The organism is Streptomyces sp. NPDC093149, assembly GCF_044754145.1.
Lineage (GTDB): Bacteria > Actinomycetota > Actinomycetes > Streptomycetales > Streptomycetaceae > Streptomyces.
This window is the reverse complement of record NZ_JBIVON010000015.1, coordinates 1-13,641: the sequence shown is the minus strand read 5'-3', so window position 1 is coordinate 13,641 and position 13,641 is coordinate 1. Positions and strand designations below refer to the sequence as shown.

11 protein-coding genes, 1 pseudogene and 1 riboswitch are annotated in these 13,641 nt (G+C 69.9%); of the genes and pseudogenes, 4 read left to right on the top strand and 8 right to left on the bottom strand.

All coding sequences use genetic code 11. The features are described 5' to 3' along the window. The first annotated feature begins 23 nt into the window (after positions 1-23). From ACIQCZ_RS33460 to ACIQCZ_RS33450, 3 genes are read left to right on the top strand one after another with little or no spacing between them, the layout of a single operon-like run. Positions 24-839 carry an STM4013/SEN3800 family hydrolase gene (locus ACIQCZ_RS33460; RefSeq protein ID WP_391746485.1) on the top strand — a complete coding sequence of 272 codons (816 nt, stop codon included), beginning with the start codon at positions 24-26 and terminating at the stop codon, positions 837-839. Then, positions 836-2,200 carry an STM4012 family radical SAM protein gene (locus ACIQCZ_RS33455; RefSeq protein WP_402288088.1) on the top strand — a complete coding sequence of 455 codons (1,365 nt, stop codon included), beginning with the start codon at positions 836-838 and terminating at the stop codon, positions 2,198-2,200. Before ACIQCZ_RS33460 ends, ACIQCZ_RS33455 begins: the two co-directional genes overlap by 4 nt. Positions 2,201-2,208: 8 nt before the next feature. After that, positions 2,209-3,087 (top strand): STM4011 family radical SAM protein, encoded by an 879-nt coding sequence (locus ACIQCZ_RS33450; RefSeq protein ID WP_402288086.1) that lies wholly within the window; start codon positions 2,209-2,211, stop codon positions 3,085-3,087. A gap of 331 nt (positions 3,088-3,418) precedes the next feature. Here ACIQCZ_RS33450 and ACIQCZ_RS33445 read toward each other — a convergent pair whose 3' ends face one another. The 3 genes from ACIQCZ_RS33445 to ACIQCZ_RS33435 form a co-directional block, all read right to left on the bottom strand. Then, positions 3,419-4,264 carry an SGNH/GDSL hydrolase family protein gene (locus tag ACIQCZ_RS33445; protein ID WP_351079886.1) on the bottom strand — a complete coding sequence of 282 codons (846 nt, stop codon included), beginning with the start codon at positions 4,262-4,264 and terminating at the stop codon, positions 3,419-3,421. Positions 4,265-4,723: 459 nt separating this feature from the next. Next, positions 4,724-5,665, bottom strand: coding sequence for a peptidoglycan DD-metalloendopeptidase family protein (locus ACIQCZ_RS33440; protein WP_402288084.1), 942 nt, complete (start codon positions 5,663-5,665; stop codon positions 4,724-4,726). 3 nt (positions 5,666-5,668) lie between these two features. Beyond that, positions 5,669-5,829, bottom strand: a riboswitch (cyclic di-AMP (ydaO/yuaA leader). Between the two features lie 290 nt (positions 5,830-6,119). Further along, positions 6,120-8,219: an alpha-galactosidase gene (locus ACIQCZ_RS33435; RefSeq protein WP_402288082.1), complete on the bottom strand. Its 2,100-nt coding sequence runs from the start codon at positions 8,217-8,219 to the stop codon at positions 6,120-6,122. 225 nt (positions 8,220-8,444) lie between these two features. On the opposite strand from ACIQCZ_RS33435, the gene ACIQCZ_RS33430 reads away from it, so the two are divergent. Beyond that, the gene (locus ACIQCZ_RS33430) at positions 8,445-9,257 is read left to right on the top strand and encodes a tyrosine-protein phosphatase (protein ID WP_402288080.1); all 813 of its coding nucleotides are present in this window, start codon (positions 8,445-8,447) and stop codon (positions 9,255-9,257) included. Positions 9,258-9,278: 21 nt separating this feature from the next. Here ACIQCZ_RS33430 and ACIQCZ_RS33425 read toward each other — a convergent pair whose 3' ends face one another. The 5 genes and pseudogenes from ACIQCZ_RS33425 to ACIQCZ_RS33405 all read right to left on the bottom strand — a co-directional run. Beyond that, positions 9,279-9,446 (bottom strand): DUF6126 family protein, encoded by a 168-nt coding sequence (locus tag ACIQCZ_RS33425; protein WP_176729046.1) that lies wholly within the window; start codon positions 9,444-9,446, stop codon positions 9,279-9,281. A 33-nt stretch (positions 9,447-9,479) separates the two neighbouring features. Beyond that, positions 9,480-10,088 carry a helix-turn-helix domain-containing protein gene (locus tag ACIQCZ_RS33420; protein WP_402288077.1) on the bottom strand — a complete coding sequence of 203 codons (609 nt, stop codon included), beginning with the start codon at positions 10,086-10,088 and terminating at the stop codon, positions 9,480-9,482. 82 nt (positions 10,089-10,170) lie between these two features. Continuing rightward, entirely contained in the window at positions 10,171-11,568 is a 1,398-nt protein-coding gene (locus tag ACIQCZ_RS33415; RefSeq protein ID WP_402288075.1) for an aspartate aminotransferase family protein, read from the bottom strand. Further along, a complete protein-coding gene (dxs, locus tag ACIQCZ_RS33410; protein ID WP_402288073.1) occupies positions 11,565-13,466 on the bottom strand; it encodes a 1-deoxy-D-xylulose-5-phosphate synthase in 1,902 nt (633 codons plus the stop codon). Before dxs ends, ACIQCZ_RS33415 begins: the two co-directional genes overlap by 4 nt. 25 nt (positions 13,467-13,491) lie before the next feature. Continuing rightward, positions 13,492-13,641 (bottom strand): annotated as a pseudogene (locus ACIQCZ_RS33405) (4-hydroxy-3-methylbut-2-en-1-yl diphosphate synthase); the annotation flags it as partial.

Below are 13,641 nucleotides of genomic sequence, written 5' to 3'. Positions count from 1 at the left end.
CCGCCGAGGCCCGGAACCCGGACATGAGCGAGATCGTGGGCAGCCACGATCTGCTGCTCGTCACCCTCGACACCCTGCGCTACGACGTGGCGGCCGAACTCGCCGCCGCCGGACGCATCCCCCATCTGGCGCGCCATCTGCCGGGCGGGGTCTGGGAGAAGCGGCATGCGCCCGGCAGCTTCACCTACGCCTCCCACCAAGCGATCTTCGCGGGATTCCTGCCGACACCGGTCGGCCCCGGGCCGCACCCGCGGCTGTTCGCGGCACGCTTCGCGGGCAGCGAGTCCACGGCTTCGGGCACCTTCGTCTTCGACACCCCCGATCTGCTGTCCGGCCTCGCCGAAGTGGGCTACCGCACGGTGTGCATCGGCGGCGTCGGCTTCTTCAACCGACAGGGGCCGCTCGGTTCCGTGCTGCCCGGCATGTTCCAGGAGAGCCACTGGGAACCGGAGTTCGGTGTGGCGTCGCCCACCTCGTTCGAGGCCCAGGTGGCCCGTGCCGAGCAGGTCGTCGCCGAACTCCCCGCCGAGCAGCGTCTCTTCCTCTTCGTCAACGTGGCCGCTCTGCACCAGCCGAACTGGTTCCACCGACCGGGGGCCACGCGCGAGGCGGGCGATTCCCGCGCCACCCATGCCGCCGCACTGGAATACGTCGACGCCCACATCGGCCGGCTCCTCGCCGCCGCGAGCAGCCGACGCCGCTGTTTCGCCATCGTCTGCTCCGATCACGGCACGGCCTACGGGGACGACGGCTACACCGGTCACCGGCTCGGCCACGAGTCCGTCTGGACCGTTCCGTACGCGCATTTCTTCCTGGAACCGGGGGTCACCGCACCATGAGCCGCACCACGACCGTCGCGCACACCACCCGCCCGTACCAGAGCTATGTCTATGCCTATCCGCACAAGACCGCCTATCGCCCCCTCGTCGAGCGGCCGGCGCTGCGCGAGCTGTGGGCGGCCGAACGCAAGGACGCGCTCTCGCTCTATCTCCACATACCGTTCTGCGAGGTCCGCTGCGGCTTCTGCAACCTCTTCACCCGGATCGGCGCCCCCGACGAGCTGACGACCCGGTATCTCGACGCGCTCGACCGGCAGGCCGCCGCCGTCCGCGACGCACTGGGCGACGCCGATCCGGTGCGGTTCGCGGCGGCGGCGTTCGGCGGAGGCACTCCCACGTTCCTGACGGCGGCGGAGCTGGAGCGGCTCTGCGACATCGCGGAGAAGCGGATGGGTGCCGATCTTTGGTCCGTCCCGCTGTCGGTCGAGACCTCGCCGTCGACCGCGACGGCCGACCGGCTGGCGGTCCTCGCCGATCGCGGGACGACCAGGATCAGCATCGGCGTGCAGAGCTTCGTCGAAGCCGAGGCGCGTGCCGCCGTACGACCGCAGCGCCGCGCCGAGGTGGAGAGGGCGCTGGACCGGATACGCGCAGCCCGCATCCCGATCCTCAACATCGACCTGATCTACGGCATCGACGGGCAGACCGAGGAAAGCTGGCGCACCTCGCTGGACGCGGCGCTCGGCTGGCGGCCGGAGGAGCTGTACCTCTACCCGCTGTACGTCCGCCCGCTGACCGGTCTGGGACGGCTCGGCACCGACGGCGAGGCGGCGGCGGACGCCTCCTGGGACGAACAGCGGCTGCGGCTGTACCGCGCGGGCCGGGACCATCTCCTGGCCCACGGCTACGAGCAGGTGTCCATGCGGATGTTCCGCCGTTCCGACGCCCCCCGGACGGACGGCCCGGACGACTACGCCTGTCAGACCGACGGCATGATCGGCCTGGGGTGCGGCGCCCGCTCGTACACCACGGGTCTGCACTACTCGTTCGACTACGCGGTGGAGATGCGGGAGGTACGGGCGATCATCGACGGCTACACCGCGACCGAGGACTTCTCACGCGCCGAGGTCGGCCGGTACGTCGACGGCGACGAGGCCCGCCGGCGCCATCTCCTGCAGTCGCTCCTGCAGGCCGATGGGCTGCGCCCGGCCGACTACCGGGAGCGGTTCGGCAGCTCCCCGGCCGACGACTTCCGCACCGAACTGGCCCGGTTCGAGGCACGTGGCTGGCTCGACGCGGCGGCCGGTGCGTCCGGCCTGCTGCGGCTCTCCCCCGAGGGCCTGGCCCACTCCGACGCACTGGGCCCGGAACTCTTCTCCCCCGGCGTGCGGGCCGCGATGGCCGCGTACGAACTGAAGTGAGCGTGCCCATGGACCTGACCATCCTCTATCGCGGCCCGCTCGCGTCCTGCGATTACGACTGCCCGTACTGCCCGTTCGCCAAGCGGCGGGACAGCCGGGAGCAGTTGCGTGCCGACCGCGCCGCACTGGAGCGGTTCACGGCGTGGGCTGCCGCGCAGACCGGCGACCGGCTCTCGGTCCTGTTCACGCCGTGGGGCGAGGGTCTGGTCCGCTCCTGGTACCGCCGTGCGCTGGTGGAGCTGGCGCGGCTGCCCCACATCGGCCGGGTCGCGATCCAGACCAACCTCAGCAGCCGTACGGGCTGGCTGGCCGAGGCGGGTGACGCCGGTCGCGAGAAGATCGCGCTCTGGTGCACGTACCACCCGGGGCAGACGCCGTACGAGCGGTTCCTGACCAAGTGCCGGGAACTGACCGCGCTCGGCATCCGCCACAGCGTCGGGGTCGTCGGTCTCGACGGCCATCTCGACGAGGCGCGACGGCTGCGGGCCGCGCTGCCGGACGAGGTCTATCTCTGGGTGAACGCCGCCGAGGGGCACAGCTACACGGACCAGGAGGCGGATCGCTGGACGGCCCTCGACCCGCTCTTCCCGTACAGCAGGCATCCGCACCGGTCGGCCGGGCTGCCCTGCCGGACGGGCGAGTCGGTCATCTCGGTGGACGGTGACGGCACGGTGCGCCGCTGCCATTTCGTCCCGGCGGAGCTGGGCAACCTCTACGACGGAAGCTATCGCCGCTCGCTCGGCCCGCGGGCCTGTCCGCTCGCCGTCTGCGACTGCCACATCGGCTATGTGCATCTGGAGACGCTGCCGCTGTACGACGTCTTCGCGGGCGGAGTGCTGGAGCGGATACCGGCACCCCCGTTGTCGTCCCTCGCCGGACGGTCCTGAACCTCAGGACCGTCCGGCGAACGAGGGAACCACAGGTGGCGTGGCGGACGCCCCCTGACGGGCGGCTCACTGCCCGACAGGGCAGTACGCCTGCACGTGCGACCAGTACGCCCGTGCGTACCGGGTGCCGCGAGCCGGTGAAACCTTCCGGTCACAGGGCAATACAGCTGGTGCTGTGGCCGGAAAGGTTTGCCGGGAGGCTCGCGGCGTCCGGTGCGGTGCGTCGCAAGGGGGAGGATCGCCCTCGTACGGGACGTACTCGGGTGATGCGACAACGCGGCGAGGTGCCGTGCCGGGCGTCGCGAGCCGGTGAACCTTTCCGGTCGCAGCACTAGAGCGGCAGGAGGTCCGGCCGCTTCGCCTCGACGTGGTCGCCGGAGGACTCGCCCCGCAGCCGACGGCCGATCCACGGCACCAGGTACTCGCGCGCCCAGTGGATGTCGTCGCGCCGGACTTCGAGCGTGCCGCGCTGTGCCTGCGGGGGCCATTCCTGGTCGGGGTCGGCCGGCACGTCGAGGCCGAGGACCTGGGCGGCTCGCAGCGCGACCCTGGTGTGTCCCTCGGGCGACAGATGGAGCCGGTCGTCGTCCCAGGCGCGCCTGTCCTGAACGGACCGCAGCGACCACAGGTCGAGGACCGGGCAGTCGTAACGGTCGGCGATGGACCGCACATGGGCGGTGTAGGTGGCGATCTTGCCGCGCAGATGGCGCAGCACGGGAACGCCACGGGTGTCGAAGCCGGTGGTGACCAGGACGGTGCCGACCGATCCGGTCAGCTCCGCCACCGCACGCTCGAAGCGCTCGGCGACGTCGTCGGGGTCGGTGCCGGGCCTGATGATGTCGTTGCCGCCCGCGCAGAAGCTGACCAGGTCGGGTGCGAGCTCCTTGGCGCGCGGCACCTGCTCCTCGACGATCTGGTCCAGGAGTCGTCCGCGTACGGCGAGATTGGCGTACCTGAAATTCCCGTGCGCGGAGCCTTCGGTGTCCGTCGCCGTACCGGGGTCCGGGAGCTGGTCCGCGAGAAGCACCGCGAACCGGTCCGCCCAGCCGACAAAGGTTCCGTCCGGGCCGGGGTCGCCGACCCCCTCGGTGAAGCTGTCGCCAATCGCCGCGTACGACCCGATGACACCATGTCGGTTGATGACGCCACGTTGATTATTTCTCGAATCGTCTGCCACAAACGCTTATCCTGCACCGCCGAATGTGACCTACGCGACCGTAATAAGGGGTTGACGGGTGGTGAGATAGACCACCCGGTCAGGTTTCGGTAAAGAGGGAATAAGACCGACCGACACATGGGGGGGTGGAAGAAGAAGCGCGGCTGGGTGCGTGCGGCTGCAAGGCGGAGGAGGGAGGCAACGCGGAGGGGGCCCCTCCCATGCCTTTCGGGCTATGGGGGAGTTGTCGACCGACGACAACGCCGCAAATGCGCGTGCCCAGCCGCGCGACGCCGCCTCCCATGTGCCGGTCGGTCTGAGCAGAAGGGGTGGTGCGCCGCCGCGCACCACCCCTTCTGTGTGGCTCGGGTCACCCCCAGGTCCTTTCGCCCGGATCACGCCGGTCTCGCGTGCCCGGCACGCCGATCCGGCCCGATCCGGACGAAGGACGCCGGTTGTTCAACTGCCCGGCTGCTCGGCTCAGACGTAGATGCCGTGCGAAGCCAGGAAGGCGATCGGGTCGATGTCCGAACCGTACGCCGGGCCCGTGCGGACCTCGAAGTGCAGGTGCGGTCCGGTGGCGTTGCCGGTGGCGCCGGAGAGGCCGACCTGCTGACCGGTGCTCACGGACTGGCCCGCCGACACGGAGATCGAGGACAGGTGACCGTACTGCGAGTAGTGGCCGTCGGCGTGCTTGATGACGACCTGGTTGCCGTACGCGCCACCCCAGCCGGCGGTGACGACCGTGCCGGAGGTGATGGCCTTCACGCTGGTACCGGTGAAGACGGGGAAGTCGATCCCGGTGTGGCTGCCGCTGGACCAGTTGGAGCCGGAGGCGCGGTAACCGGTGGTGTGGTTGCCGGGGACCGGGTGGACGTAGCCGGAGCTGCTGCGCTGGGCGGCCGGGGCGGAGGTCTTGGACTCCTTGGCCGGGGCGGACTTGGCCGGGGCGGACTTCTCCACGACCGACGAGGGAACCGAGGGGGCCTTCGAGGGGAGGGCCGATCCCGCACCGGCGCCGGTGGCCGCGTCGTCGGCCGACGCCTTGCCGCCGAGCGTCAGCTTCATGCCCGGGAAGATCAGGCCGGGGTCGTCACCGACGACCTCACGGTTGTCCTGGTACAGCTTCTGCCAGCCGCCCTCGATCTTGTGCTCGGCGGCGATCTTCGACAGGTAGTCGCCGGAGACGACGGAGTAGGTCGTGGTGGCGGGCTGCTGCTGCGCGACCGGCCGGGCCGGGGCGGCGTGCGCGGCAACGGAGGCGGACTGCGCGGCGGCGGCCGGGGCGGCCTGTTCCGCGGCGTGGGCACCGGTGGCGCCGAGCAGCGGCAGCGCGATGACGGCGCCACCGGCGCCTGCGGCGACGACACCACGGGCGATGACGCTGGACTTCGTACGACGATGCTTACCCGATATGGGCATGGGGTGTTTCCTCTCCGGCGCCTGCGAGGTGAGCTGTCGGGTTCGGGCTGGAGATGCCCGGCCGCGCCGAGCGCGACTTCACCCCGAGCCGGCCGGATTTCTCCGATCGGCGGCCTACCTGGTTCCCCCGCTCCTGCCACACGATGAGTGGGTGCGAATTCCGGGCGGCGGCAGGATTAGGCGGTCCGACCGGATTGACGGCGACCGTAAGCGAGTCGGGACGGCGAGAACAAGCCACCGGTTCCGCACCGGAATCCGCGCCGTGAATTCGGCGCGGAATTCCGGTCACACTCCGTGGATCAAGGATCTTGAATTTCCGCGCCGCGCACGGAATACCCGACCACCCCGTCGGCACACACCGTCACGGATATGATCCCGCTCACGAGAGGACGGCCATCTACCCGACAAACAGTGCGAGTTCGTACGAAATCTGCGCATTACGGACATGGCATGTTCATCGCTCGCGCCGCAGCCTCAGGACCCCCGCGTCGAGATCCCCACGAAGCCCGGTGTGCAGCCCCTGGTGCAGCAGCACCGAGCCGTGGTGCACCGCCCCGGTGTCCAGGCAGGTGTACGTCGCCGCGGGGTCGAGCCCGCGCAGCCTGAGGGCCGGGGGGCGCTCCCCGTACCTCTGCGCCTCCAGCCACATCAGGACCACGCTCTCCTCCCCGTGGACGTACTGGACCGCACCGAGTCCGCCCCGCGGGGCGCGCAGCCGGTACAGGGAGCCGTGCTGCACCACCGACCGGATCTCCTTGTAGAGACCCACCCAGTCCCGCGCCTCGGCGAGTTCCCCCTCACTCCATTCGGTGAGGTCCCCGCCGATCCCGAGCACACCGGCCATCGCGCTCACGAAGCGGAAGCGCAACGAGCTGACCCGGTCGTTGAGCTGGACGTTCGGACTGTCGGTGACCCAGGCGGCCATCACCCGGGCCGGATGGATCTGGCCGAAGCCCTCCTGGATGGCGAGGCGGTCGAGCGGGTCGGTGTTGTCGGAGGTCCATACCTGGTCCGTACGGGACAGAATCCCCAGATCGATCCGGCCGCCGCCGCCCGAGCAGGACTCGAAGGCGACCGAGGGGTGCGCGGCCCGGAGTCGGTCGATCAGCTCGTAGAGGGCGTGCACATGCTCGATCCAGAGCTTCTGCGGATACTCCTCGCCGGGCCAGCCCGCATCCGTGAAGGAGCGGTTGAAGTCCCATTTCACATAGTCGACGGGCGCACTGGAGAGCAGCGTGTCCAATTGCCCGTAGAGATGTTCCCGCACATCGGTGCGGGCCAGATTGAGCACCAGCTGATTACGGAACTCGGTACGGGTCCGGCCGGGGAAGTGCTGCACCCAGTCCGGGTGTGCACGATAGAGATCGCTGTCGGCATTGACCATTTCCGGCTCGACCCAGATGCCGAACTGCATACCGAGACGGTGCACTTCGTCGGCGAGCGGCTTCAGCCCGCCGGGGAAGCGGTCCGGATTCGGCGTCCAGTCCCCGAGCCCCGCCCGGTCACTGGTGCGCCGGCCGAACCACGCGTCGTCCACGACGAACAGCTCGACCCCCATCGCGGCGGCCCGCTCGGCGAGGGCGCGCTGCTGCTCCTGCGAGATGTCGAAGCCGGTCGCCTCCCAGGAGTTGTAGAGCACCGGCCGCAGACTCTCGGCGTCCGGGATCACATGGGCCAACTGCCAGGCGTGCCAGGCCCGGCTCGCCCCGCCGAACCCCTCCGCGCTCCACAGCCCGGCGAAGACGGGTGTGACGTAGGACTCCCCCGGTCCGAGCAGCAGCAGCCCGGAGTCGTCGTAGCCCGCACCGCCGGTGATCTGCACGAGCCCGTCGGGGAGCCGCTGCACGGAGATCCGCCACGACCCGGACCAGCCGAGCGCGCATCCGTACACCTCCCCGCTCTCCTCGGTCGCCGCCCCGTCGGCATCGAGTGCGACCCACGGCAGGTACTGGTGGCCCGTATGGCCACGCCTGCTGGAGATGACGCTTTCGCCGTACGTCAGCTCCGCCCGTGCGAGCCGGGACTCCGCCGCCCAGCGGCCGTGCAGTCGGCTCAGCCGCCAGCCGTCGCGGGCGGGCAGCGCCCAGGCGGCGGCATCGGCGCGCAGCAGTTCCAGCGGCGGGCCGTCGGGGCCGGCGTGGGCGACGGTGGCCCAGCGCTCGATCACATCGGAGTCGTTCCGCATCCGGTAGTGCAGCGTGAGCGCGAGCCGGTGCACGGAGTCGGTGAAGCCGATGCGGAGTTCGTCCCCGTCCACCACGGCATCGGCAAAGGCCCACTCCGTGCCACGGACCTCGGAGGTGCGCACCGAGAGAGCCGGGCGGACGAACCGCGGGCCGCCCTCCACGGGGTACTCCTCACGGCCGTCGAGCCAGGACTCGAACCCCCTGGCCGGTGGTTCCGGCGCCGATGCCAGGGCCTCGGCCGCGGCAAGGGAGATCCGCGGCCCCCAGTGGAGATGGATCAGTTCGTCCCGCTCGGTGATGCGCAGTGCGTAGCTGCTGCTCGCCCCCGTGAGCAGCCAGGTCCGGCCCTTGTCGCCAGTCTCGATCATCACTCCCCCACATTCCAACACTTCCGCACATCATCGACCGTCGTCGGGCAGACGGGCAACGGTCTCGCGACGAATTCACCGGACGGATTCACCACCGGAGCAAGGAGGTTCACGAGGTATCGACAAGGAATGGCCGAGATGATTGCCTGAGGAATCAATGTCGTATCGTCGCGGAAGTGGCCTTGTCGGCGACTCGCGTCGACGCCAGACACCCCAGGAGTCCCTGTGACGCAGCAGTTGCCGCAGATCCCGTCGACGGAACCCGAACTGGCGGGTGTCCGCAATTTCCGCGATGTGGGCGGACTGCCCACCGCTGACGGCCGGCGGGTGCGGTACGGACGGCTCTTCCGCAGTGGTCACCTCGCGCACGCCACCGCCGAGGACGCCGCGTTTCTCGGCGGTCTCGGTCTGCACACCGTCTTCGACTTCCGCAACGCCGCCGACCACCGGCTCGACGGCCTGGACGTGGAACTGCCGGGCGTACGCAACGTGAGCATCCCGCTCTCCGACCCCGCCGACGGCGCCGAGTTCTGGCAGATGGTCCGCGACGGCGATCTCGACCAGCTGCGTTCGGTCCTCGGCGACGGCAAGGGCACGAACCGGATGATCGCCTCGTACCGCTCGATCATCCTGGACCGCACCGCCGAACACAGCCGGGTGCTGCACGCCCTGGCCGAGGACAGCGTTCCGGCGTTGATGCACTGCGCGGCGGGCAAGGACCGGGCCGGTCTGTCGATCGCGGTGTCGCTGCTGGCGGTCGGCGTCGAGCGCGAGGCCATCGAGGCCGACTACCTCAAGTCCAACGACGCCCACCGCCGCTACCGGGTGCACCGCGGCGACACCTCGGCGAACGGCATGTCGCCCGAGGTGATGGAGCTGCTCAATCCCCTCTTCGGCGCCCACGCCGCCTATCTGGACGCGGCCTTCGCGACCATCGAGGAGACCTGGGGCAGCACCGACCGCTATCTCTCCGAGGGGCTGAAGATGGCCCCCGAGACCCGTGAGCGGCTGCACGAGCAGCTCCTCGACGAGGCGTAGCCCGACCGCCCCTCGCGGTGGTCAGCCCTTGCCGGCCACCGCGAAGAGCAGGTAGAGGAAGGCCGCGAAGATGTGTCCGGCGATGAGGTAGGCGAACAGCCGGATGACCACACCGCGCGGGAACTTCCGCTCCTGGGCCTCGTAGTTCTTCCTGGACCCGAGCGGGTCGAAGTTCTCTGAATCGGACATGACAGTCCTCTCTGGCGACCGGACGGACCGGTCTCAGCGACGGTGGATACCGCTGCCGAGGCACAGCTCGGCGGCGGGGCTCTGCAGCAGGGTGTGGACGAAGAGCAGCTCGGCACCGTCACGGTCGACGGCCGTGATCCGGTGCGGGGTGAGCGAGTCGAAGTGCGCACTGTCACCGGGGGCGAGATCGTGCACGGTGTCCCCGAGCGTGACCCTCAGGTGCCCGGCGAGCACGTACAGCCATTCCTCACCGGGATGGACGCGCACGAGGTCGCCCTGCGCACCGTGCGGAACCCGGACGCGGAGCGCCTGCATCGCCCGGCCGGCACCGCCGGCCCGCCGGTACATCCAGCCGTCGGCCTCGGCCCCGTCGAACCTTCCGCCACGGATGATCGCGTCACGTTCCGGGGGCGTCTCGCCCAACAGTTCGGAGACCGTCGTACCGTAGATCCTGGCAAGACCGAGGAGCATCGGCAGCGAAGGCTGACGACGGCCCGTTTCGAGCCGGGAGAGATGGGCGGGCGAGAGCCCGGCCCGCTCGGCGGCGGTCTCCAGGGTGAGACCACGGCCGCGGCGCAGATCGCGCAGGCGTGGCGCGATCCCGGGCAGCTCGTCGGCCACCCCTCCGTCCGGAGTGTTCATGTACCCATTGGGCCAGGATCTTTCCTCGGAGGCAAATTTCTTGCCTCCGAGGCAAAAGCCCACGAGCTGCACATTCCGCGGGTCAGCGGTTGGCGACGGCCTGCTTGACGAGGGTCCTGCCGAAGTCCCACATCAGCCCGCCACCACTGTGGGCGTCGTCCATCACGGCGGTGAACGCGGTGACGAACCGGTCGACCTCCGGCTCCCCGATCACCAGGGGCGGAATCAGCTTGATCACCTCCAGATGGTCGCCCGAGACCTGGGTGAGGATGCGGTGCTTCTGGAGCAACGGCACCACCACCATCTGCGCGAAGAGGCCCTTGCGGGCCGCCTGCAGCATGGTCCAGCGGCCGCGCAGCTTCAATGACGACGGCCGCCCGAACTCGATGCCGATCATCAGCCCGCGCCCGCGCACCTCGTGCAGCAGCTCGTAGCGGTCGACCAGTGCGGCCAGGCGCTCGCGCAGCAGATCGCCGGTGCGGCGCGCGTGGGCGACGGTCCCCTCGTCCTCCATCACCGCGAGGACCGCGAGACCGGCCGCCATGGCCTGTGCGTTGGAACCGAAGCTCGCGGAGTGGACCAGGACCCGGTCCATGGACGAATAGACCTTCTTGAAGATCCAGTCCTTGCCCAGCGTCGCCCCGACCGGCACATAGCCGCCGGAGAGGGCCTTGGCGACACAGACCAGATCCGGTTCCACTCCTTCCTCGTGCTGGTACGCGTAGAAGTCGCCGGTCCTGCCGAGGCCGGTCTGCACCTCGTCGGCGATGAGCAGCGCCCGGTGCTGGTGGAGCAGGTCCTGTGCGGCCCGCAGGAAACCGGGCGGCGCGGCGTGGACGCCCTTGCCCTGGATGGGCTCGACGACCAGCGCCGCCACGTCGCCGCGTTTCAGCTCCCGCCGCAGCGCGTCGAGATCACCGAGTCCGATGGCGGTGTCCGGCAGCAGGGGCGCGAAGCCGTCCCGGAAGCCGCTCTCCCCGTTCACCGAGAGCGAGCCGGTCGTCAGCCCGTGGAAGGCGTGGGCGCAGTAGAGGATCCGGGGCCTGCCGGTGGCGTACCGGGCGAACTTGAGGGCGGTCTCGACGGCCTCCGTACCGCTGTTGCCGAAGAACACCCGGTCCAGGTGCGGGCTGTACGTGAGCAGCTTCTCCGCCAGCAGCCCCGGCAACGGCTGGCAGTCGAAGCGGGTGAGGTCGGCGAGCGAGGCGTCGAGGACGTCGTGCAGGGCCTTGCGCACCACGGGGTGGTGCCGGCCGAGCCCCATGACCCCGAATCCGGCGAGCATGTCGAGGTGGTCGTTGCCGTCCGCGTCCCAGAAGTGCGCGCCCTCGGCCCGCTCGTAGACCTTGTCGAAACCGATGGTGTGCAGCATGCGGGGCAGCTGGTGATTGAGGTGTCTGGTGTGCAGCTCATAGCGTTCGGCGCCGCGCTCCGCGAGGAGCCGTGCCAGATCGAAACCCTTGGGCCCGTCGTCGTTCATGCCCCGCTCTCCTCGGTCCTTCTCGCTGCGTCCTTGGCGGCCAGGGCCGCGCTGATCCGCCCGGCGATCTCCACCGGTGTGAGCCCGATGTCCGCCAGTACCTCGGCGCGCTTGCCGTGGGCGAGGAACTGCTCGGGGATGCCGAACGTCCGCAGGGGTACGTCCACCCCGGCGTCCCGCAGCGCCTGTCCGACCGCCGAACCGACGCCCCCCGCACGGCTGTTGTCCTCCACGACGGCGACCAGCCGGTGCCGTTCGGCGAGCGGGGCCAGCTGTTCGTCGACCGGCTTGACCCAGCGCGGGTCGACGACGGTGCAGCGGATGCCGCCGCCCGCCAGCAGGTCCGCGGCGCCGAGACAGGCCGGGGCGAGCGCGCCGACGGCCACCAGCAGCACATCGGGGTCGTCCGCCCGGTGCAGCACGTCCATGGAGCCGATCCTGTCGATGGCCGGGATCCGCTCCCCCACCGACTCCTTGGGAAACCGGATCACGGTGGGCGCGTCGTCGACGGCGACTGCCTCGCGGAGTTCGGCCCGGAGCTCGTCGGCGTCGCGCGGGGCGGCGATCCGCAGCCCGGGGACGACCTGCAGCACCGACATGTCCCACATGCCGTTGTGGGAGGCTCCGTCGGGCCCGGTGACCCCGGCCCGGTCCAGGACGAACGTCACCCCGCACTTGTGCAGCGCGACATCCATCAGCAACTGGTCGAAGGCCCGGTTGAGGAAGGTGGCGTAGACGGCGACGACCGGATGCAGTCCGCCGGTGGCGAGTCCCGCCGCGCAGACCGCGGCGTGCTGCTCGGCGATCCCGACGTCCCAGACCCGGTCGGGGAACGCTTCGGCGAACTTCGTCAGTCCGACGGGGTGCAGCATCGCCGCGGTGATGGCCACGACGTCCGGCCGCTCGGCACCGATCGCGGCGATCTCGTCCCCGAAGACAGCCGTCCAGGACGGCGCTCCGGCCGGGGCCAGCGGTGCGCAGGTCAGCGGGTCCATCGCACCCACGGTGTGGAAGCGGTCGGCCTCGTCCCGCAGCGCGGGCGGGTACCCACGGCCCTTCTCGGTGAGGCAGTGCACCAGCACCGGACCGTGGAAGCGTTTCGCCCGGTGCAGTGCGGATTCGACTGCCGCGACGTCATGGCCGTCGATCGGGCCGACGTACTTGAGCCCGAGGTCCTCGAACATGCCCTGCGGGGCGAAGGCGTCCTTGAACCCTTTCTTCGCGCCGTGCAGCGACTCGTACAACGGCTGTCCGATGACGGGCGTCTGCTGGAGCACTCCCTTGCCCCAGGAGAGGAAGCGTTCGTATCCGTCGGTGGTACGGAGCGTGGCGAGGTGGTTGGCAAGGCCACCGATCGTGGGGCCGTACGAACGCTCGTTGTCGTTCACCACGATGATCAGCGGACGGTCCTTCGCGGCCGCGATGTTGTTGAGCGCTTCCCAGGCCATGCCGCCGGTGAGTGCGCCGTCACCGATGACGGCCACCACGTGGTCGCTCCGCCCCAGTACCTGATGGGCCTTGGCGATGCCGTCGGCCCACCCGAGGACGGTCGAGGCGTGCGAGTTCTCGATGACGTCGTGCGCGGACTCCTCGCGGGAGGGGTAGCCGGACAGGCCCCCCTTGCCGCGCAGCTTGGAGAAATCCTGCCGCCCGGTGAGCAGTTTGTGCACATAGCTCTGGTGCCCGGTGTCCCACAGGATGCGGTCCACGGGCGAGTCGAACGCCCGGTGCAGGGCGATGGAGAGCTCCACCACCCCCAGGTTGGGCCCCAGATGACCGCCCGTCCTCGCCACCGCCCGGATGAGGAACTGCCTGATGTCCTCGGCGAGTTCGTCGATTTCCGCCGCGCTCAGCGCCTTGAGATCGTACGGCCCCCGGATGTTCTCCAGAATCGTCACGCTCGGGCCCCTCTCTGGTTCTGTTTCAGCTCACGGTGACGGCGGGAACCCCCAATGGCGTTCCCGCTGCGTCCATGCCCTCGGCGATCTTCAGGGCTTCCTCGATCAGCGTCTCGACGATCTTCGACTCCGGCACGGTCTTGATGACCTCGCCCTTCACGAAGATCTGCCCCTT